Source organism: Photobacterium sp. 2_MG-2023 (genome assembly GCF_030547675.1).
Taxonomy (GTDB): Bacteria; Pseudomonadota; Gammaproteobacteria; order Enterobacterales; family Vibrionaceae; genus Photobacterium; species Photobacterium arenosum.
The window spans coordinates 84,787-105,458 of sequence record NZ_JAUOQQ010000005.1 but is presented as its reverse complement, the minus strand read 5'-3'; the positions used below and the strand labels follow the sequence as shown (position 1 = coordinate 105,458).

Genomic DNA, 20,672 nt, shown 5'->3' with positions numbered 1-20,672 from the left:
CGCAGTTACTGGCGGGAGAGGTGAATGGTAGAACGCTTGTCATGGAAAAAGCTGGTCCGGGAACTGGCTTTTTTTTATTTCCCCTGGGTTATCCTCGGGCTGATTGTTGGTTACATGCCCTGGTTTTTGCTGGCGGCCAGCTGGATTCTGCTGGGCTGGCACTGTCACCATCAACTTAAAATGTCCCGCTGGCTGTGGACGGATCGCAGCCTGACTCCGCCATCCGGTTCGGGCAGCTGGGAGCCGCTGTTTAACGGTATTTACCGCCTGCAGCAAAGAAACCGCCGCCGCCGCCGCGAACTGGCGACCTTAATCCGCCGCTTTCGCAATGGCGCTGAATCTCTGCCGGATGCGGTGGTGGTTTTTCGCAGCGAGGGCAATATCGTCTGGTGTAACAAACTGGCGCAGAATCTGTTGGGCCTTCGCTGGCCGGACGATGCCGGCCAGCCGGTCAGTAACCTGCTGCGCAGCCCGGATTTTGTCCGCTATCTGGCCAAACAGGATTTTGAAGATCCGCTGGAAATCACCTCGCCGCTCAATTACGACCGGACGCTGGAGTTACGTATCATGCGTTATACCGAAGGTGAATACCTGATGGTGGTGCGTGATATCTCGCAGCTCAAGCAACTGGAAGGGATGCGCCGCAACTTTTTTGCCAATGTTTCGCACGAACTGCGCACCCCTATGACAGTACTGCAGGGCTATCTGGAAATGTCACGGGACCCGGATATGCTGGTTGGCCCGATGTGGGAAAAAGCCCACGGCGTGATGACAGAGCAGCTGACGCGGATGAATTCGCTGGTGGAGCAATTACTGACCCTGTCCAAAATCGAAGCGGCTCCTCATCTGGAGCTGGAAGACAGAGTCGATGTACCCGCCATGCTGGATGTGCTTGAAAAAGAGGCTATTTCGCTCAGCGGCGATAAAAATCAACTCTTTGAATTTAATGTCGATGAGTCACTTCAGGTATTTGGTGATGCCGATCAACTGCGTAGCGCCATTTCGAATCTGGTCTATAACGCAGTTAAACACACGCCGCCTGAGTGCAAAGTGACGGTACGCTGGTTCCTGTCGCCTAAAGGTCCGCGACTGGAGGTCACAGATACCGGCAGTGGCATTGAGCCGCAGCATATCCACCGGCTGACCGAACGTTTCTACCGGGTTGATAAAGCACGCTCGCGTGAAACGGGCGGCAGCGGCCTGGGGCTGGCAATCGTGAAACATGCCCTGAGTCACCATGATGCGTTTCTCGAAATTGAAAGTGTGGTTGACGAGGGAAGTACTTTCTCGTTTACGCTGCCGCAGCGCCTGATTGCGAAGGCAGCCTGATTCAGATTGGGATGATATACAGCCGGCCCTGGGGGCCGGCAGAGGAGAAGAGCGGTAAATGAGACACAAAGGCTGGGTGGCGACATTGAAGTGGGGCTGGCTGGGCGTGATGAGCCTGTTGAGTGGTGGTCATGCTCTTGCACAAGATGCGCCGGCGCCTGCTCCTTATCAGAACGTCGAAGGCGTAGCCGGTGTGCTGACGTCTGTCGGCTCCGATACCTTTGCCAACCTGGTGACTTACTGGTCGGAAGCGTTTATGCAGCGCTATCCTAATGTGAACGTTCAGGTGCAGGCGGCGGGCTCATCCACCGCGCCGACCGCACTGATCGAAGCCACAGCCCAGCTTGGCCCGATGAGCCGCCCGATGAAGAGCCGGGAAATGACCGCTTTTGAACAGAATTACGGGTATAAGCCTACGGCGGTTCGGGTTGCGATTGATGCACTTGCCGTCTTTGTGCATGAAGATAATCCCTTGCAGGGGCTGCGATACCGGGAACTGGATGCGGTGTTCTCCCGTACTTTGCGTTGCGGTGCCAATTCGCCAATCACACATTGGGGGCAGCTGGGGTTAACCGGCCGCTGGGCGCAGCGTGATATCCAGCGCTTTGGCCGTAACTCCGTCTCAGGCACTTATGGTTATTTCAAGCAAAAAGCCTTGTGCAACGGCGATTTCCGCAATGATGTCAACGAGCAACCGGGTTCGGCTTCTGTGGTGCAGTCGGTATCGACCTCGCTCAATGCCATAGGGTATTCGGGCATTGGCTATCGGACCTCAGGGATCCGGGCATTACCTATCGCTCAGGGGGATGGTCCTTTTATTGCGGCCACCAAAGCCAATGCGGCCAACGGCAGCTACCCGCTAGCGCGTTATCTGCTGATTTACGTTAATAAAGCGCCCGGCAAACCCTTACCTAAACTGGATGCGGAATTCCTGCGGTTCATTTTATCCAGTGACGGTCAGCAACTGGTGGATAAGGACGGCTACGTGCCTTTACCCGCGGCTGTGATCGCCAGAGAGCTGGCGGCGCTGGGGCTGGCAGATGCTGAGTAAGTCTCAGTATCTGTTAAAGGCTCAAACGATAATTCCCGCCAAAGCGGGGATTGGGTAGGTTACTAAGACTGCGATGGTTTTCGCTTGACCTGTCTATTCACATTCTTCTTCCGGCGAAATTGACAGCTCCCAACCGGTTTTTTGCCAGTAATCCCGCTCTTTCGCCAGATCGGCCGCCAGTAAACGGTTATTACCCTGCCAGCCATCAGGCAGGGTGAGCTGCCATTTTTCTTTATCAGCGCTCAGGGTAAGTGCTGGCAGCGGCTCATCAGAGCGCTGTCCATGCAGGGCGACGGCCAGTCGCAAGGCGCGGATCATCGGATAGATGTGTTTGCGGTTGTAAATGGTCAGCTCTGGCATTTCATCGAGCTTGAGTGGTTTGCGCTGAAAGCGCACTAAGGTCGCCAGTACTGTCTGTTGCTCAAGATTGAAGCCTGGCATAGTACTGTGGCGCAACAGATACGCGGAATGGCGGTGAAAGCCGGGATAGCTGATACTCAGCCCGACCTCATGCAGTAATGCGCCCCAGCTGAGCAGCGATGCCAGCTCAGGCGTATGACTGGCGGACGGATCAGCAATCTGGCTGTACAAGTGCTCTGCTGTGTTTTTTACCCGGTTGGCCTGATCGATATCCACGTTATACTGCGCTGCCATCGCAGTGGCCGTCCGGCTTCTGATATCACTTTGACGGAACCTGTCTTCCATTTCATACAGCAGCCCTTCACGCAGCGCGCCATCGGAAAAAATCATAGTGTCGATTTTCAGTGCGCTGAATACCGCGCTTAAGATGGCGACACCTGCCGCAAAAACCGGTTTTCGATCTTCGGTCAGTCCGGGCAGGTTTAACTCAGAACTCTGTTTGCAGGCGGAAACCTGTTTGACCACCTCGTCCAGCCGCTCTCTGGTGATCACCCCGTCGGCATGTCCCTGGGCGATGACCACTTCCCGAATGGCTTTGATGGTACCCGAGGAACCAATGGCCGTGTCCCAGCCCATTTTGCGATACTTGCTGGCGATGCTTTCCATTTTCTGCAGCGCTGCCATCTGGGCTTTGGTGATGGCTTTGGCGGAAATTTTGCCGTTGGGAAAAAAGTGCTGGTTATAACTCACACAGCCCATGTGTTTGCTGTACTGAAGCTGGGGATCAAAGCCTTCGCCGATAATCAGTTCGGTACTGCCGCCGCCAATATCGACCACCAGTTTGCGGCCCGGTTCGTGCTGTGTATGGGCGACCCCCAGATAAATCAGACGCGCTTCCTCTGTGCCGGGAATGATTTCAATGGGATAGGGAAGTACGCGTTCAGCCCGTTTTAGGAAAACATGGGCATTCCTTGCCTGCCTGAGGGTATAGGTCGCCGCGATGCGGACGTTTTCCGGCGCAAAACCCTGCAAGCGTTCGGCAAACATTGTCAGACAACTCAGGCCGCGCTGAATGGCAGCCTGATCCAGATCCATATTATCGTTGAGTCCTTCAGCCAGATGCACACGCTGTTTATGCCGGCTGACAATCTGCAAGCTATGGCCCACTACCCGGGCGACCACCATATGGAAGCTGTTTGAGCCCATATCTATTGCTGCTATTTCGCGGGGACGCTCAATTTCTATCATGCTGCGTTTTCATTATTCTCTTCGGAGGCCATCGTTTCAGCTATCTGGCTGGCTTGTTTTTGCATCTTTTTTTCAGACTGTTTCAGGTAGTCGTAGATGGCAATCTGCGATCTGATTTTCCGCTTGTTACCGCGCGGTACGTAATTGTTGCTCATCGACTTATCCAGAATTCTTGCTTTGACTGTGTCTGAGAACTGGATGTTAAGTATGTCGATGATTTTCTGCTTCAGCTCAGGTTGCCTTATCGGGCAGCCAACTTCAATACGGTTGTCGATATTGCGTGTCATCCAGTCTGCGGACGAGATGAACACTTCGGGCTCGCCATTATTTTCGAACACCATGACTCTGGGGTGTTCCAGGAACCTGTCAACGATACTGATGATCCGTATGTTGTCGCTGATACCGGTAATACCCGGCACCAGAGAACACATGCCACGAATGATCATATCAATGCGAACACCGGCGCTGCTGGCCTGATAGAGGCGGTTAATCAGTCCCTTATCAACCAGGTTGTTTACCTTGAGTGTAATGGCTGCCGGCAGTTTTTGCTTGGCGTTGGCAATTTCTCTGTCGATGAGTTCATACAGACGGCTGCGCGAGTTGCGCGGCGAGACTATCAGCTGATTGAACTTTACCGGCCGGTACGGGTTCTGAATAAAGCTAAATACCTGACGCACTTCGTTGGTCAGCTCAGGATCGGCGGTGAACAGCGAGAAATCGGTATAAATCCGTGCTGTTTTCTCATGGAAGTTGCCTGTGCCTATGTGTGCGTAGCGGACGATGGCATCGTCTTCCTGGCGTGTGATCAGGCACAGTTTAGAGTGAATTTTCAGTCCGGGTACGCTGAACACGACACGCACACCCGATTCGGTCAGGCGTCTGGCCCATTCGATATTGGCTTCTTCGTCAAAACGCGCCTGCAGTTCAACCACTACAGTGACCTGTTTGCCGTTATTGGCGGCATCTATCATAGAATCTATGATGCGCGAGTTTTTGGCGACCCGGTAAATATTGATATGGATGCTGCGGACTTTAGGATCGAACGCGGCCTGACGGACAAATTCCGTCATGTGGTTGAATTTGTGGTACGGGTAGTACAGCAGGATATCTTGCGCCTTGATGGCTTCAAACGCATTTCTGGCGCTGACAAAATGGTAACTGTCCAGAGCCGGTAAGGGTTTGTTTTCCAGGTAGCTTCGGCCAATGTTCGGAAAACTGATGAAATCTTTGAAATTGTGATAGCGGCCGCCGGGAATAATGCTGTCGTAGCTGGACACTTTCAGCAAGCCGCACAGTTTTTCGATCAGCTCCCCCGGCATATCGCGCTGATAGACAAAACGTACCGGCATAGCCGTCAGGCGTTGATTCAGCCCTTCTGACATCAGTTCCAAGATACCGTGGTCAACCTCCTGGCTGAGATCGTACTCGGCATCCCGGGTCATCTTCATCGAATAGGCCGCCAGACTGTCATAATCGAAAAAAGCCTTGAAAATATCATCCAGGCACAGCCGGATAATATTATCTAACAAAATCAGTGTTTTTCTGTTTTTACCTTTGGACTCAGGAACTTTAATAAAGCGCGGTAGCTGGTCGGTCGGAATTTCCAGCAAGGCATACTGGCTGTTGTCCCCCTGCTTCATGTCGATCGCCAGATAGGTATATTCATCCTTGAGAAACTGCAGTAGATCGATATCGTCAGTCAGTAAAATCGGTGTCACGTGAGGCAAAATGGTGTGGCGGAAATACCGTTTCAACCACTCAACCTGGTTATCATCGACCTGTTGTTCGTTGATGAGGAAAATATGGCGGCGGGCCATTTCCAGCAGGATTTCGTTATACAGGGTATCGAAGTCCTGATTCATTTTCAGAACCCGGCTCTGGATCTTGCTCAGCAGGTGCTTGGCATTGGTGTTGCCGCTCTGCTCCTGGGTGATCAGAATACGTCGTTTGACATCGGCAAAGCGGACTTTATAAAACTCATCTGTATTGCTGGAAAAAATACCCAGGAAACGGACTCGCTCAATCAGCGGCACTGATTTGTCCGCCGCTTCCTGGAGGACTCGTTCATTAAAAGACAGCCAGCTAAGTTCTTTGTCAATATACAGCGGTTCAGTACTCATGGTTTTCCTAACATCAGAATCAACAGCAGAGAGAGCGGCCTGTCTTTCAGTTTTGAAAGGACAACAGCCCTTTAGTGCGCTTCACTACTTTCGGGTTCTTCGAAATCTATTGTCAGATCATCGGCCAGACTTTCCAGCTGCTGCTGTATGGTCGAGACAGCCACTTCTGCCGGGATTTCAAGTTCAAACCAGGCAGTGAAGATGGGGTAGCCCCAGTTGGGTGCACTGTGTGTGTCGGTTTTTAGCTTGTGAATATTGATCCCCAGCTCGCCAAGGCGAGTGGTGACTTCTTTGACGATGCCTGAGCGGTCGTTGCCTGTGACTGTGAGCTGCTGCAGTTGAGCGGGAGGCGCCGTGATCTTGGTATCCTCGGCGATATGAATGTTCAGACCATCAAGCTTGGACATAGCCTGCCGTAAGGGCTTGACGGACTCTTCCGGGATATCGACCTGAAGAATACCGGCAAACTGACCTGCCAATTTGCTCATACTGCTGCCCAGCCAGTTGCCTTTATGCTGATAAACAGTATCTGATAATGCCCCCACTAATCCCGGGCGATCCTGACCAATGACTGTAATGACAAGGTGTTTCATGTCGCGTCTCCTTCTGGTAGCGGTTAAATTCATTATCTGACCACGATCAGATTATGTCCAGACAGGATACCTACTGAGTCACCGGAATTCGGCTACCGTCATAAATCATTAAGAATACGGAAATTTTGTTGCAAATTGATGTCAGTCATTCCATCAGTCTCTCACAATAAAAAGGCCAGCAATAAACCGCAAGTCGCTGTAATATTACTGTCATCTAACAGACATATACTTTGTCAGTTTGTAACTTTCATGGGGTGAGAATGGCAGATGCCGGTGCATTTTTGACTGACAATAACCGTAACCGTCAACGAAAAGACAGGTTTGCGCGTTATGGAGTGATTGCCGGTGGAATATCTGTCCTTCTGACTCTTGTCCTGATCTTTTTCTATCTGCTTTATGTGATCGTGCCTGTGTTTGCACCGGCCAGGATCACGCCTGTTCAGTCGTTTTCTATTCCGCTGACACTAACCGCTGCAGTGCGTGTCAATGAACAGAACACCCATGTTTTTCACTTCTCCTCTGAGGGGCAGATCAGCCTGGTCGCACTCAGTGCCCGTGAGGGACAGCAAGCGGTTACACAGCAGCAGGCTGTGATGGCTAACCCGACCAGCTTCGCTGCGGCTTTGCCTAACGAGCACGTGTTTGCCTATGGTGATCAGTCAGGTGGCGTCACTGTGGTGAAGCCGCTGATCAGACAGGGTAAGCTGATGATGAGCAAGCCCCTGACATCCTCTTATATTCAGCTTGATACTCAGGGGCAGCCTCTGGTTCAGCTGGCGGTTTCAGTGCGTCGCCAGGTCGCGGCTTTGGTTGGTGTCACACAGGATCAGCGGCTCGTTGCCAAGGTTTTCCATCGTGGCAGTGGTCTGGATACCGGTGAACAGGCGTGGCAGGAAACCCAGCTTGCTATGCCGGCAATCGGGCATCCGGTAACGGATATGGTGGTGACGCCGGATGGCCGTACTGTGTATGTGCTTAATGGCCGGCAAGTTACTGTGATTGATCTGCGGCATACCGTAGGGCGGATTCGCCAACAAACAGATGTCAGTCAGGGGGCGGGGGATCCGGTCGCCATGACGGCACTTTCTGGTGCTAATTCGCTGTTAATTACCGGTAATGACGGCAAAGTCACGCAATGGTTTGAAGTGGTGAGTACGGGGCAACGCCAGCTGATACCTGCTCGCACCTTTTCAGCCGATTCAGGTGCTCTGCATCTGGTGGTGCCTGAGTATTACCGCAAAGGCTTTCTCGCTGTTCAGGATGGCGGCAGGCTGACGGGATATTACATGGCGGATTCACCTGCTCCTGTACTGGAATCCCGGCTGTTCAGTCAAACGCCCGATCTGATGGCTGTCTCGCCCCGTGCCGACAGGTTGCTGGCGATCTCAGAGCAGCAGTGGCAGTTATTTAAGGTCTCCAACCCTTACCCGGAAGTGAGTTTCAGCAGCCTGTGGCAGAAAGTCTGGTATGAAGGTTACCCGGAACCGGATTATGTCTGGCAGTCCACTTCTGGTACTGACGAGAGTGAGCCTAAGCTGAGCCTGATACCTGTTGTTTTCGGTACCCTGAAAGCGGCTTTTTACGCTTTGTGTTTTGCAATTCCTCTGGCACTGGCTGGTGCTATCTATACCGCCTATTTTATGTCTTCTTCGATGCGTAAAGTGGTGAAACCGACGATAGAGATCATGGAAGCCCTGCCGACTGTCATTCTGGGGTTTCTGGCTGGTATCTGGCTGGCGCCTATCGTTGAAAATAATTTGATAGGCATAGTGCTCAGCGTGCTGGTGCTGCCTCTGGTGATGGTGGCTGTCGGTCTGGGTTGGGCTATGCTCCCAGGCGGCTGGCAGCGAAAAATGCCAACCGGGCTGCATATTTTATTGCTGATGCCAACGCTGGTGCTGGCCGGATACCTTTGTTTCTCGCTAAGCCCTGTGGTTGAACAAGCTTACTTTGGCGGGGATATACGCAGTTATCTGACCAATAACTGGGGGATTGGTTATGATCAGAGAAATGCGCTGGTGGTGGGGATCGCCATGGCCTTTGCGGTGATCCCGACCATTTTCACCATTGCCGAAGATGCCATTTATTCGGTACCGTCGCATCTGAGCAGCGGCTCGCTGGCACTGGGGGCGACCCCCTGGCAGACCCTGACCCGGGTTGTTCTGCTAACCGCCAGCCCGGGGATCTTCTCCGCTGTGATGATGGGGCTGGGACGGGCGGTGGGAGAAACCATGATAGTGCTGATGGCTACAGGCAATACGCCCATTATGGACTGGAACATACTGGAAGGTTTGCGTACGCTGTCGGCAACCATTGCTATAGAAATGCCGGAATCGGAAGTCGGCAGTGCGCATTACCGTGTCCTGTTTCTGGCGGCATTTGTTCTGTTTGTTTTTACCTTTTTCTTCAATACCCTGGCTGAAATTGTGCGTCAGCGACTGCGTGAAAAATACAAGTCGCTATGATCACCGGGGCAGAGGCTGTGTGACTGATTAGATGTTGAAATGGATGCGTTCCGGCTCCCCCTGGATCTGGCTGACGGCTGGTACTGTCAGCCTGAGTTTGCTGGCGGTGCTGGGTTTGTTACTCATGATAGGCTGGAAAGGATTGAGTTACTTCTGGCCGGCACAGGTGTATCGGTTTGACGTCAGTCTGGCTGATCATCAGCAAGTGATCGTGGGTGAAATTTATGAAACCAAACAGGTGCCCCGCCAGCAGTTACTGGAAGCCGGGTATGAGCTGGCGGGCAATGATAATACGACCATTGCCCGCTATCTGATCAAAACCGGCAATCGTGAATTAGCCGATTTAGACTTTGTGACCCTGCTCGATACACAAATCCGGTCAAAGGAAGTGGCGCATGGGGTTGCAGTGATTGACAGGCTGCGTAACGGCAAGTTTTACGGTTATCCGCAGGCAGTGATGGTTAATGGCAGCAGTCACAGTGCCGCTTTATTACCTGACTGGCTGAGCCAGGCTGAGGCCGCCAAAGAAGCTATACTGGAACTACAGCAAAATCAGTATATTCCGCTGAATCGTCAACTGGCGTCGCTGGCAGCTAGCAGTGATAAAGCGTCCGAGTCGCGACGGGGGGAGTTGCTGGCTCGTCTGCGTGAGGTTGAGCACGAGCTAGGACAAGTCCGTCAGGTACTGGATGGTCAGTCGCTGCTGATGAAGGACGCTGAAGGGCGTGAGGTACAGATACCGCTGGCGGATATACTGGACGTCTGGTACCCCAACGATATGTCATTCTCTGAAAAAGTGGCACACTGGGGACGTCAGCTCGGTCACTTTGTCACTGATGCGCCTCGTGAAGCGAACACCGAAGGGGGCGTGTTTCCGGCCATTTTCGGCACTGTGCTGATGGTACTGCTGATGAGCGTGATTGTGACGCCTTTGGGAGTACTGGCCGCGATTTACCTTCATGAATATGCCAAACAGAACCGCTTTACCCGTTTAATTCGCGTGGCTGTGATCAATTTGGCGGGTGTGCCGTCTATCGTGTATGGCGTATTTGGTCTGGGCTTTTTTGTTTATATGGTGGGCGGCACCATTGACGAGCTGTTTTTTTCGGATCAGTTACCCGCGCCGACTTTTGGTACGCCGGGTATTCTCTGGTCTGCGCTGACACTGGCGATTCTGACCTTGCCTGTGGTGATAGTCTCAACCGAAGAGGGCTTGGCCCGTATACCGCCCTCCATTCGTCACGGCTCGCTGGCATTGGGCGCGACACAAGCCGAAACCTTATGGCGGATTGTGATCCCCATGGCCAGCCCGGCTATCATGACGGGGTTAATCCTCGCGGTGGCCAGAGCGGCGGGAGAAGTGGCACCACTGATGTTAGTCGGTGTTGTGAAAATGGCGCCATCGTTACCGATAGATGCACAGTTTCCGTATTTGCATTTAGACCGAAAGTTCATGCATCTTGGCTACCATATCTATGATGTCGGCTTTCAGAGTCCGAACGTAGAAGCGGCGCGCCCTCTGGTTTATGCGACCTCTTTGCTGCTGGTCACTGTCATTATTGGTCTGAATCTGACCGCCATTGGCATTCGTAATCATTTGCGGGAGAAATTCCGCGATCTGGAACAATAACGAGAAGGACGTAGATGTTTTCATTCAACGCCAGTATGGACTGGCTTAAGCCAGTCGATCTGACCGCACTGCCAGAAGAAAAAACCGCCCTGACAATAGACGGGCTGGATCTGTATTATGGTCAGAAGCAGGCGCTGTTTACTATCAACATGAAGATTGCCAAAGGCCAGGTCACGGCCTTTATCGGTCCGTCCGGTTGTGGGAAATCCACCCTGCTGCGCTGTATTAACCGGATGAACGAGCTGGTGGAAGGCTGTCGGGTTGAAGGGCAGATCATGCTGCATGGCAGAAACATCTATGATCAGAATGTGGATGTGGCGGCCCTGCGCCGTCGCGTCGGCATGGTCTTTCAGCGGCCCAATCCGTTTCCTAAATCCATTTATGAAAACGTGGTTTACGGTTTACGTCTGCAAGGGGTGAAAAATACCCGGGTGCTGGATGACGCGGTAGAAAATTCACTGCGCGGCGCCGCGCTGTGGGATGAAGTGAAAGATCGTTTGCATGAGAATGCATTTGGTTTATCTGGCGGCCAGCAGCAGCGTTTGGTGATTGCCCGCGCCATTGCGATTGAGCCGGAAGTCATCTTGCTAGATGAACCGACCTCCGCCCTGGATCCGATCTCCACGCTGACCATTGAAGAGCTGATCAATGACCTGAAGAAAAAGTACACGGTTATTATTGTTACCCATAATATGCAGCAGGCCGCCCGCGTTTCAGACAACACGGCTTTTATGCACATGGGCGAGCTGGTGGAGTACGCATCAACCAATGACATCTTCACCACCCCTAAAGAAAAACGCACGGAAGATTACATCACCGGCAGATACGGATAAGGAGTAGAGACAATGTTAGACAATATGAGCCTTAGCCGTCATATCTCCGGCCAGTTCAATGCCGAGCTTGAGAGTATACGCACCCATGTCCTGGCTATGGGCGGACTGGTTGAGCAACAGCTGACAGATGCGCTCAAGGCAATGCACAGGCAGGATGTCGATCTGGCTCGCCGGGTCATTAAAGATGATCATAAAGTCAATGCGATGGAAGTGGCGATTGATGAAGCCTGCACCCGGATTATTGCCAAACGTCAGCCGACCGCCAGTGACTTGCGTCTGGTGATTGCCATTATCAAAACCATTACTGATCTCGAACGCATTGGTGATGTGGCAGAAAGCATTGCTAAAGTGGCGCTGGAAAACTTCACCAATAAGCAATACAACCTGCTGGTGTCGCTGGAAGCCCTTGGTCAGCATGCTGCCCGTATGCTGCATGAAGTACTGGATGCCTTTGCCAGAATGGATGTGAAAGCGGCGATTCGGGTGTATCAGGAAGATGACCGGATTGACAGAGAATACGAGGCGATCATCCGGCAATTAATGACCTATATGATGGAAGATCCGCGATCTATCCCGAATGTGCTGCAAGTGATGTGGTCGGCGCGTTCCATTGAGCGGGTGGGGGATCGCTGCCAGAATATCTGCGAATACATCATTTACTTCGTTAAAGGCAAAGATATTCGCCATACCAGTCCACAGGAAATGGAAATTTTCATGGATAATAACCGCTGAAGGTTATCGGGGGAGTCATACGGCTCCCCGGTTTGCTCTTAATCGTCGCTTTTATCAAAGCGATCCGGCACAAAAGTTTGCTCGTCCATGGGCGGTCGCGTGTAACCACTCTTGTTGATTTCGGGCAGGATCACTTCCGGATACTGGATGTCCTGATAGGGGATCTGGCTCAGGAAATGCGAAATACAGTTGATTCTGGCCTGTTTCTTATCGTCACTTTCAACCACCCACCATGGGCTCTGTTTAGTATCTGTGTGGGCAAACATCTTGTCTTTTGCCGCCGAATATTCCGCCCAGCGTGAGCGTGATTCCAAATCCATCGGACTGAATTTCCATCGCTTGATCGGGGTATTGATGCGTTCCAGAAAACGCTTTTCCTGCTCTTCGTCTGATACCGAGAACCAGTATTTGATCAGTATGATGCCGGATCGCTGCAGCATGCGTTCGAATTCCGGGCAGGCCAGCAGAAACTCTTCGTATTCTTCTTCGCTGCAAAAGCCCATCACCTTCTCGACCCCGGCACGGTTATACCAGCTTCTGTCAAACAGTACGATTTCGCCGGCAGAGGGAAGCTGTTCCACATAGCGCTGAAAATACCACTGGGTTTTCTCTTTCTCTGTCGGTTTTGGTAAGGCGACCACCCGACAGACACGGGGGTTGAGCTTCTCGGTGATCCGCTTAATGGTGCCGCCTTTGCCGGCCGCATCCCGGCCTTCAAAAATCACCAGCACTCTCAGGCCTTCCTGTTTGACCCACTCCTGGCACTTCACTAGTTCAATTTGCAGACGCTCAAGCTCTTTCTCATAGTTTTTCTTCTTGAGCTTGCTTTGTAACGGCTTGTCAGACATAAGTAAATCACATTCCTGTTTACTGGACTCTGCGCTAATAATAGCCTGTTTGAGTCATGTGTTATGTGATTGGTTGACTATAGGGATGAAAAGTTTGACGACTCGCTCCCTGAAAAGGAGCGAGTATGTGCTCAGTACTTGAGTGCTGTGATGACTGCGGCGATCTTATCACTGCTGGTCACGGGAATGGTGTAGTCATCGACCTCTTGACTGCCCATGTGGGCGCCAGCGGCGATATGCTCCATCAGGCTTGGCCGTGTCGTTTTACCCGACAGGTGCAACTCTTTCACTCCGGTTTGCGCGACAATCTTAGCGGCGTTGCTGGCGGTAATCCCAGCGCCGGCCATGATGCTCAGGCGATCACCGCAATAGCGTACCATGTCTGCCAGTGTCTCAGCCCCTTCCAGCGCCGTGGACTGCAGCCCGGAAGACAGAACGCGTTCGCAACCTGCGCCCATAATGGCATCAAGCGCTTCAGTGTAGTTGTCGCATTGATCAATAGCCCGGTGGAAAGTGACCCCCAGCCCTGTAGCCGCTTTCATCAGCTCGCTCAGCTGTGCGGTGTCCACTTTGCCTTGCGCCGTCAGCACGCCTATCACAATGCCCTGAAGGCCTATTTGCTTGGCGGCATGTATATCTGCCAGCATGGCTTCCATATCTTCGCCGGAGAATAGAAAGTCGCCCTGGCGGGGACGGATCATGGCATAGACGGGCACCTTAGCGATACGCGCAGCCTGATGCATTAAACCGACGCTGGGTGTCAGGCCACCCAAGGCCAGTGACGAGCATAATTCTATACGGCTTGCCCCGCCTAGTTGGGCGGCATGCAGGGATTCAATACTGTCAATACAGACTTCAAGATGAGTCAGGGGAAATGCGGACATGAGGGTGCCTTGTTCAGTAAACCTTGGCAGAGTGTAAACGGAGAGGGGAAGGCTGTCGAAGTGTCTGATCAATCTCAGTGATGAAAATGAGATAAAAATAAGCCCGGCACTATGGCCGGGCTATGCATTCAGCGCAAGGCTGTATTACAGGTCTGCAGTGTGCTCAGACAGGTAAGCAGCAACACCTTCTGGAGAACCAGTCATGCCTGCTTTGCCTTCTTCCCACTGTGCCGGGCAAACTTCACCGTTTTTCTGGTGGAAGTTCAGCGCGTCAACCATACGCAGCATCTCGTCGATGTTACGGCCCAGAGGCAGGTCGTTAACCACTTGGTGACGAACAACACCTTCTTCGTCGATCAGGAAAGAACCACGGAAAGCAACGCCAGCTTCTGGGTGCTCAACGTCGTAAGCTTTACAGATTTCGTGCTTAACGTCAGCAATCAGAGGGTATTTAACCTGGCCGATACCGCCGTTTTCAACAGCAGTGTTACGCCATGCGTTGTGAGAGAACTGAGAATCGATCGATACACCGATAACTTCAACGCCTTTCGCTTGGAAATCAGCAAAACGCTTGTCAAAAGCGATTAGCTCAGATGGGCAAACAAAAGTGAAGTCCAGCGGGTAGAAGAAAACAACCGCTTTTTTGCCTTCAGTGAATTGCTTGAAGTTGAAGTTATCAACGATTTCACCGTTACCCAGAACTGCAGCAGCTGTGAAATCAGGTGCTTGACGACCTACTAGTACCATATTGGTGCTCCTAATATTGGAATGTGTACCACCCCGTAAGGGCAGTTCCTTCATAAATCAGGACACACTATAGCGAAAGTGCTACATTGAAAAAAGTGGAATAAATAGATTATTACAATCGAAAAATACGATGAGCAAATTTCCTTCTCTGAAACAACTCCATTATCTGGTGACACTTTATGAAACCCGCCATTTTGGTGAAGCGGCCAAGCAGTGTTTTGTCAGTCAATCCACATTAAGCTCTGGGATTCAGAATCTTGAGGATCTGGTTGGTTGCCAGCTGATTGAGCGGGACAATAAAGCCCTGGTCTTTACCACCACAGGTGAAGAAGTCGTGGTACGCAGCCGTGAACTGCTGGCAAGAACGCAAGATATGATGGAGCTGTCGAAAAGCGGTGAAGACCAGATGGCCGGTCAGGTCAGGCTGGGGTGTATTCCGACCATTGCCCCTTTCTTGCTGGGCGATTTAGTGCAGGCTGTGAATCGCAGGCACCCGCAACTCCATCTTCTATTGCGCGAAGATACAACGGACAACCTGTTGAGCGCGTTACGCAATGGTGACATGGATGTGCTGATACTGGCACTCCCGGTTGAAATCAGCGGTATGCACAGCCAGGTAGTGGGGCGCGATCCCTTCAAAATGGTGATCAGTAAAAATCAGGCCGCCAAGGTGAATGTTCCGCTGCGCTATGCCGATTTACCGGATGAATCTGTCTTTTTGCTGGAGAAAGAACATTGCCTCACCGGCCATGCGGTGTCTGCGTGCCAGCTAACCAGTAAAGAAAAGATTAACCCGTTTGCGGCGACCAGCTTACATACCCTGGTACAGATGGTATCGAATGGTCTTGGCTCTACCTTTATTCCGCACATGGCGATCAAGCATGGCTTGGTCGATAGCCCGGATCTGGTGATCTTAGATCCGCCAGGGCAGGCCGCTTATCGTGAAATAGGTCTGGTCTGGCGACCGACATCCAGTCGTGTACCCACTTTTCAATGCCTGGCAGAGATAGTCACAGAGCTGCTTTAACAACATTCAGGACGCTCAGTAGACATGTTTTTATTTTTTGGTGAAATATTCTACTGAGTTCTGGTTTGTTTGATACTTTATTCTGTTTGGTCGTTTTGCCAAGTGCTTCATTTTGTAGGTTTTTTCTGTTTCGTACTGTAAAACAATTCCCCGCTTCGTCTGCAAAATTATTCCTCCAATGTATGACTCTGCCAAATCTTGTCTATAAATGTATGTAGATTGAGTGCGTTACAGTCCATCTTGCTATTTTGTCTTGTTTAAAACGGCATATTTCCAATTGTTAATTTAGTGTTAATTGGTAATTTAATTACGTAATACTTTACATTTTTGGTTGAGAAACAGACTGGAGGTTAAAAACCGAATATATCGCCTTAAAGTGTTTTAATTTAGTGTTTTGAGTAATAACTCTATTTTTTGTAAATTATTGATTTTGTTGTGTTTGTTTGGTTTTTGTGATTCTGTTGCTTTTGGGGAGGGTTTGCCTTTTCCGATTTGTTAAGGCAACGTAATAGCCATGTTGAGGCCGAAAGTGGTCTATGATGGAAATCAGCCGATGCATAGTTTAAGTCGTGATTTAGTTACACTTGGCTGATTTGGGTAAATGGGGAGTCATAAATGAGTATGGAAAATCACCACCAGTTTGGTCAGCTGACGTTGGTCGCACCGCTTTCAGAGTCACAGCGAGACATCCTGAGTGATGACGCAATGGCTTTTGTTGAGCAACTGGTCAGTCGATTTGCTTCCCGTGTGCCGGAACTGCTGGCAGCACGTGAAGTTCGTCAGCAGTCTATTGATGCCGGGCAGTTACCTGACTTCCTGCCTGGCACCCGGGATATCCGCGAAGGTAACTGGACCATTCAGAACATTCCGTCTGATCTGCAGGATCGCCGTGTGGAAATCACAGGTCCCGTTGATCGCAAAATGGTGATTAATGCGCTGAATGCCAATGTAAAAGTATTCATGGCGGATTTCGAAGACTCCTTTGCCCCCGCCTGGAGTGCAGTGATTGACGGCCAGCGTAACCTTAGGGATGCGGTGAAGCGCACTATTTCTTACACCCACCCTGACACAGGGAAAGTGTATGAATTGAAAGAGGACCCAGCAGTACTGATCTGTCGCGTCCGTGGCTTGCACCTGCCGGAAAAACACCTCTTCTGGAATGGTCAGCCGATTCCGGGTGCGCTGCTGGATTTTGGCTTGTATTTCTTCCACAACCATAAGCAATTGCTGGAAAACGGCAGCGGGCCGTACTTCTATGTTCCCAAGCTGCAGGCTTACCAGGAAGCGGCCTGGTGGAGTGATGTGTTCAGTTTTGCCGAAGATCAGGCTGGCCTGGCGCGAGGCACGATTAAGGCCACTGTGCTGATTGAAACTCTGCCGGCGGTGTTTGAAATGAATGAAATTCTTTTCAGCCTGAAAGAGCACATTGTGGGTCTGAACTGTGGCCGTTGGGATTACATCTTCAGTTATATCAAGACACTGCGTAACCACCCGGATCGTATCTTGCCGGATCGGCAGGTGGTGACCATGGAAAAACCTTTCCTCAACGCTTACTCACGTTTGCTGGTGAGAACCTGCCACCGCCGCGGAGCGTTTGCAATGGGAGGCATGGCAGCCTTTATTCCTTCTAAGGATGCCGAGCGTAATGCCTGGGTACTGGACAAGATCCAGACCGATAAAGCGCTGGAAGCCAATAACGGCCATGACGGCACCTGGGTTGCCCACCCGGGGCTGGCGGATACCGCCCGCGACGTTTTTGATAAGTGCCTGGGTGCACGTTCAAATCAACTGGATGTGACGCGTGATTCGGATGCACCGATCACGGCGGCTGAGCTGTTGGCACCCTGCGACGGCGAACGAACAGAAGACGGCATGCGTCATAACATTCGTGTTGCTGTGCAGTACATCGAAGCCTGGATCTCTGGCAACGGATGTGTGCCGATTTACGGCATGATGGAAGATGCTGCCACCGCTGAAATCTCTCGTGCTTCCATCTGGCAGTGGATGAAGCACGGAAAGTCGCTGAGTAACGGCCAGATAGTTACCAAAGCACTGTTTGAACAGCTGCTGGATGAAGAAATGCAAGTCCTGGAGCAGGAAATCGGTACTGAGCGTTTCAGCAAAGGACAATTCCAGGAAGCGGCTGCCATGATGGCGCGCCTGACCACCAGTGATGAGTTGGTCACCTTCCTGACACTGCCTGGTTATGAATACCTGGAATAACAGTGAAGCAAGCATTCAAACCGGAACTGTAACACATAACAAAAAGCACATAGTGCAACAAGTACTGCCCGGCTTAGTCCGGGCAGAGGAAGCCCAAGAAAACTGAGTAGAACTGAAGCGCAGAACGTCCAGATTTTGCGAAATATCGCCACATAATACGAGGGATTTATTATGACACTGACTCGCCAGCAACAGATCGAAGCCATTGAAAAGGATTGGGCGGAGAACCCACGTTGGAAACATGTTAAGCGTACTTATACTGCGGAAGAAGTGGTTAATCTGCGTGGTTCGGTCGTACCGGCGAACACACTGGCACAGCGTGGTGCTGATAAGTTGTGGGATTTAGTTAACGGCTCTGCCAAGAAAGGCTATGTGAACTGTCTTGGCGCGCTGACCGGCGGCCAGGCTGTTCAGCAGGCGAAAGCGGGAATTGAAGCTATTTATTTGTCAGGCTGGCAGGTAGCTGCTGATAACAACACGGCATCATCCATGTACCCAGACCAGTCCCTGTACCCGGTCGATTCAGTGCCAGCGGTTGTAAAGCGCATCAATAACTCTTTCCGCCGCGCTGATCAGATTCAGTGGGCAAACGGCAACAGCCCGGAAGAAGGCGGCATTGATTACTTCCTGCCTATCGTTGCAGATGCGGAAGCCGGCTTTGGCGGGGTACTGAATGCTTACGAGCTGATGCGCAGCATGATTGATGCAGGAGCTGCCGGCGTACACTTCGAAGATCAACTGGCTTCGGTGAAAAAATGCGGCCACATGGGCGGTAAAGTTCTGGTACCTACGCAAGAAGCGGTACAAAAACTGATTGCTGCCCGTCTGGCGGCGGACGTTTCCGGCACAACGACGCTAGTGATTGCCCGTACCGACGCGAACGCTGCCGATTTGCTGACCTCAGACTGCGATCCGTATGATGCCGATTTCATTACCGGTGAGCGTACACAGGAAGGTTTCTACCGCGTTCGTGCCGGTATCGATCAGGCTATCGCCCGTGGTCTGGCTTATGCTCCGTATGCCGACCTGATCTGGTGTGAAACAGCGACGCCTTGTCTGGAAGAAGCGCGTAAGTTTGCTGAAGCTATCCATGCTAAATACCCGGATCAGCTGCTGGCGTATAACTGCTCACCTTCTTTCAACTGGGAGAAGAACCTGGATGCCGATACGATTGCCAAATTCCAGCAAGAGCTGTCTGACATGGGCTACAAGTACCAGTTCATCACACTGGCGGGCATTCACAACATGTGGTTCAACATGTTCGAACTGGCACACGCGTATGCTCAGGGTGAAGGTATGCGCCATTATGTTGAGAAAGTACAGCGCCCTGAGTTTGCGGCAGCAGAGAAGGGTTACACCTTTGTTGCTCACCAGCAGGAAGTGGGTACTGGTTACTTCGACAAAATGACGAACGTTATTCAGGGCGGAAACTCTTCTGTGACTGCGCTGACAGGTTCAACTGAAGAAGATCAATTCTGATTGAATTGACCGGCAATAAGCAATCTATCCTAGTAAGACCGTTTCGCAGCTGTTACCCGAGAGGGGATTGCGATTAACGTTATCGACTGTGATCAGGCTTGTTCACGTCAAGCCTAGTCTGATAACGCTTTCACTTAACGAATTGTTATCGCCTTGGGAGCCTCTGGCTCCCCTTTTTCTTTTCTGATTTTTCTAATCGGTATTTTCGACTTATCTCTGCTTTTTGCCTTCGCTTACTTTTCCGGGCGTAGCAGTACCTCTTTGTGCGTCAGCCAGAATGCTTGGGATGCATCCATCAGCCTTGGATAGAGAATGAAGAAGCTCTGTTCCAGCTCCTGATAATGCCCAGCCAGAAAAGGCGGACATTCAGCCAGCGAGCTTAACTTCGGGCGGCGAATTGCCATGCGTTCCAATGCCTGATGAATACTGGCAACCTGCTGATACTGAATCAGCCATTCTTGCTGCCACATACGTTGCGTCATTTGCCGGTAATGGTCCGGTTCATTTCCCTCAAAGCCTTCAACGTTTTTACGCGCCTGTTCAACAAATGCGGCCAAGGATAAGGCATGGAAAGTCTGCCAGTGGCGGGCGAGGTAATGATCCCAGATCATATCCAGAGCGATACCGCTTACCCGGCGGATGTCCGGCGGAAATGCTCTGCGCCAGGCTTTGACTTCAGGCTGGCTGTCGATATAGCTATCGACAAAGCGGTGAAGCTTGATACCTGCTGCCACATCAGAAGAATAATCGCGGTAGGGATCGCCGCGAACAAAATCGGCCAGCAAGTTGCCCGCCAGATGACTCTGACAATGATCAGCCAAGTGAAGGTGTGCCAGGAAGTTCATAGTAGTGAATTCACATCTATTGCTGCCGTTAGATAAGAGTGAGCCTGACACTGTAGCAGCAATACCGGGCTGCGGTGCAGTGACTGCGTGCAGTATCAGATACAGTGTAGAGTGAAACATAATGATGCTGTCATTCTGAGGCACTGGTAAAACTTTTTGGATCTCTTTTCGCAGTTGCGGACTTTATTGCGAAAAAACGCCACTATCCTTAGTTAAAGCAAGCAGTTTGGTCGCCTTAGCTTAGTCGCATTGCCTGAG

Annotated in this window: 16 protein-coding genes; 9 read left to right on the top strand and 7 right to left on the bottom strand. The window is 51.5% G+C overall.

The annotated features are described in order from the left end of the window. The first annotated feature begins 24 nt into the window (after positions 1-24). A complete protein-coding gene (phoR, locus tag Q4491_RS06105) occupies positions 25-1,329 on the top strand; it encodes a phosphate regulon sensor histidine kinase PhoR (protein ID WP_192016959.1) in 1,305 nt (434 codons plus the stop codon). A 109-nt stretch (positions 1,330-1,438) separates the two neighbouring features. Beyond that, positions 1,439-2,380 (top strand): PstS family phosphate ABC transporter substrate-binding protein, encoded by a 942-nt coding sequence (locus Q4491_RS06100; RefSeq protein ID WP_272872735.1) that lies wholly within the window; start codon positions 1,439-1,441, stop codon positions 2,378-2,380. Positions 2,381-2,473: 93 nt separating this feature from the next. On the opposite strand, the gene ppx is transcribed toward Q4491_RS06100, so the two are convergent. The 3 genes from ppx to Q4491_RS06085 all read right to left on the bottom strand — a co-directional run bounded on the left by ppx (position 2,474) and on the right by Q4491_RS06085 (position 6,701). Beyond that, complete coding sequence (ppx, locus tag Q4491_RS06095; protein WP_192016961.1) at positions 2,474-3,988, bottom strand: exopolyphosphatase; 1,515 nt, start codon at positions 3,986-3,988, stop codon at positions 2,474-2,476. Continuing rightward, positions 3,985-6,108, bottom strand: a complete 2,124-nt coding sequence (gene ppk1 / locus Q4491_RS06090) for a polyphosphate kinase 1 (RefSeq protein WP_192016962.1) — start codon at positions 6,106-6,108, stop codon at positions 3,985-3,987. The genes ppx and ppk1 overlap by 4 nt, the downstream gene beginning before the upstream one ends. Before the next feature lie 71 nt (positions 6,109-6,179). Further along, positions 6,180-6,701, bottom strand: a complete 522-nt coding sequence (locus Q4491_RS06085) for a glycine cleavage system protein R (RefSeq protein ID WP_237793933.1) — start codon at positions 6,699-6,701, stop codon at positions 6,180-6,182. 260 nt (positions 6,702-6,961) lie between these two features. On the opposite strand from Q4491_RS06085, the gene Q4491_RS06080 reads away from it, so the two are divergent. Genes Q4491_RS06080 through phoU form a run of 4 tightly spaced genes read left to right on the top strand, consistent with a single transcriptional unit; the run spans position 6,962 to position 12,361 of the window. Then, a complete protein-coding gene (locus Q4491_RS06080) occupies positions 6,962-9,166 on the top strand; it encodes an ABC transporter permease subunit (protein WP_237793934.1) in 2,205 nt (734 codons plus the stop codon). A 31-nt stretch (positions 9,167-9,197) separates the two neighbouring features. Then, positions 9,198-10,796 (top strand): phosphate ABC transporter permease PstA, encoded by a 1,599-nt coding sequence (gene pstA / locus Q4491_RS06075; protein ID WP_218382760.1) that lies wholly within the window; start codon positions 9,198-9,200, stop codon positions 10,794-10,796. 14 nt (positions 10,797-10,810) lie between these two features. Further along, entirely contained in the window at positions 10,811-11,629 is an 819-nt protein-coding gene (gene pstB / locus Q4491_RS06070) for a phosphate ABC transporter ATP-binding protein PstB (protein WP_192016966.1), read from the top strand. A 12-nt stretch (positions 11,630-11,641) separates the two neighbouring features. Beyond that, positions 11,642-12,361, top strand: coding sequence for a phosphate signaling complex protein PhoU (gene phoU, locus Q4491_RS06065; RefSeq protein ID WP_027252979.1), 720 nt, complete (start codon positions 11,642-11,644; stop codon positions 12,359-12,361). A gap of 38 nt (positions 12,362-12,399) precedes the next feature. On the opposite strand, the gene ppk2 is transcribed toward phoU, so the two are convergent. The 3 genes from ppk2 to Q4491_RS06050 form a co-directional block, all read right to left on the bottom strand. Next, positions 12,400-13,209, bottom strand: coding sequence for a polyphosphate kinase 2 (gene ppk2, locus Q4491_RS06060; protein ID WP_192016967.1), 810 nt, complete (start codon positions 13,207-13,209; stop codon positions 12,400-12,402). Positions 13,210-13,340: 131 nt separating this feature from the next. Continuing rightward, positions 13,341-14,093, bottom strand: coding sequence for a copper homeostasis protein CutC (locus Q4491_RS06055; protein ID WP_303455689.1), 753 nt, complete (start codon positions 14,091-14,093; stop codon positions 13,341-13,343). Positions 14,094-14,237: 144 nt separating this feature from the next. Beyond that, positions 14,238-14,840, bottom strand: a complete 603-nt coding sequence (locus tag Q4491_RS06050; RefSeq protein ID WP_027252976.1) for a peroxiredoxin C — start codon at positions 14,838-14,840, stop codon at positions 14,238-14,240. 130 nt (positions 14,841-14,970) lie between these two features. Here Q4491_RS06050 and Q4491_RS06045 point away from each other — a divergent pair, with 130 nt between their 5' ends. The 3 genes from Q4491_RS06045 to aceA all read left to right on the top strand — a co-directional run bounded on the left by Q4491_RS06045 (position 14,971) and on the right by aceA (position 19,569). Continuing rightward, positions 14,971-15,867 (top strand): hydrogen peroxide-inducible genes activator, encoded by an 897-nt coding sequence (locus tag Q4491_RS06045; RefSeq protein ID WP_218382763.1) that lies wholly within the window; start codon positions 14,971-14,973, stop codon positions 15,865-15,867. Positions 15,868-16,482: 615 nt separating this feature from the next. Further along, complete coding sequence (gene aceB / locus Q4491_RS06040) at positions 16,483-18,090, top strand: malate synthase A (RefSeq protein WP_192016970.1); 1,608 nt, start codon at positions 16,483-16,485, stop codon at positions 18,088-18,090. 171 nt (positions 18,091-18,261) lie between these two features. Beyond that, on the top strand, positions 18,262-19,569 hold the full coding sequence (aceA, locus tag Q4491_RS06035; protein WP_192016971.1) for an isocitrate lyase: 1,308 nt from the start codon (positions 18,262-18,264) through the stop codon (positions 19,567-19,569). 233 nt (positions 19,570-19,802) lie between these two features. Here the strand turns inward: aceA and Q4491_RS06030 are convergent, their stop codons facing one another. Continuing rightward, on the bottom strand, positions 19,803-20,534 hold the full coding sequence (locus tag Q4491_RS06030) for an ACP phosphodiesterase (RefSeq protein ID WP_303455682.1): 732 nt from the start codon (positions 20,532-20,534) through the stop codon (positions 19,803-19,805). Positions 20,535-20,672: the final 138 nt, after the last annotated feature.

What these genes read in the sequence shown, in the direction of transcription:
- ppx (WP_192016961.1), bottom strand. Translation starts at nt 3,988, where the DNA reads ATGATAGAAATTGAGCGTCCCCGCGAAATAGCAGCAATAGATATGGGC.
- Q4491_RS06055 (WP_303455689.1), bottom strand. Translation starts at nt 14,093, where the DNA reads ATGTCCGCATTTCCCCTGACTCATCTTGAAGTCTGTATTGACAGTATT.
- Q4491_RS06080 (WP_237793934.1), top strand. Translation starts at nt 6,962, where the DNA reads ATGGCAGATGCCGGTGCATTTTTGACTGACAATAACCGTAACCGTCAA.
- Q4491_RS06100 (WP_272872735.1), top strand. Translation starts at nt 1,439, where the DNA reads ATGAGCCTGTTGAGTGGTGGTCATGCTCTTGCACAAGATGCGCCGGCG.
- Q4491_RS06050 (WP_027252976.1), bottom strand. Translation starts at nt 14,840, where the DNA reads ATGGTACTAGTAGGTCGTCAAGCACCTGATTTCACAGCTGCTGCAGTT.
- aceB (WP_192016970.1), top strand. Translation starts at nt 16,483, where the DNA reads ATGAGTATGGAAAATCACCACCAGTTTGGTCAGCTGACGTTGGTCGCA.
- aceA (WP_192016971.1), top strand. Translation starts at nt 18,262, where the DNA reads ATGACACTGACTCGCCAGCAACAGATCGAAGCCATTGAAAAGGATTGG.
- Q4491_RS06045 (WP_218382763.1), top strand. Translation starts at nt 14,971, where the DNA reads ATGAGCAAATTTCCTTCTCTGAAACAACTCCATTATCTGGTGACACTT.
- pstB (WP_192016966.1), top strand. Translation starts at nt 10,811, where the DNA reads ATGTTTTCATTCAACGCCAGTATGGACTGGCTTAAGCCAGTCGATCTG.
- pstA (WP_218382760.1), top strand. Translation starts at nt 9,198, where the DNA reads ATGTTGAAATGGATGCGTTCCGGCTCCCCCTGGATCTGGCTGACGGCT.
- Q4491_RS06030 (WP_303455682.1), bottom strand. Translation starts at nt 20,534, where the DNA reads ATGTTTCACTCTACACTGTATCTGATACTGCACGCAGTCACTGCACCG.
- ppk1 (WP_192016962.1), bottom strand. Translation starts at nt 6,108, where the DNA reads ATGAGTACTGAACCGCTGTATATTGACAAAGAACTTAGCTGGCTGTCT.
- Q4491_RS06085 (WP_237793933.1), bottom strand. Translation starts at nt 6,701, where the DNA reads ATGAAACACCTTGTCATTACAGTCATTGGTCAGGATCGCCCGGGATTA.
- phoU (WP_027252979.1), top strand. Translation starts at nt 11,642, where the DNA reads ATGTTAGACAATATGAGCCTTAGCCGTCATATCTCCGGCCAGTTCAAT.
- ppk2 (WP_192016967.1), bottom strand. Translation starts at nt 13,209, where the DNA reads ATGTCTGACAAGCCGTTACAAAGCAAGCTCAAGAAGAAAAACTATGAG.
- phoR (WP_192016959.1), top strand. Translation starts at nt 25, where the DNA reads ATGGTAGAACGCTTGTCATGGAAAAAGCTGGTCCGGGAACTGGCTTTT.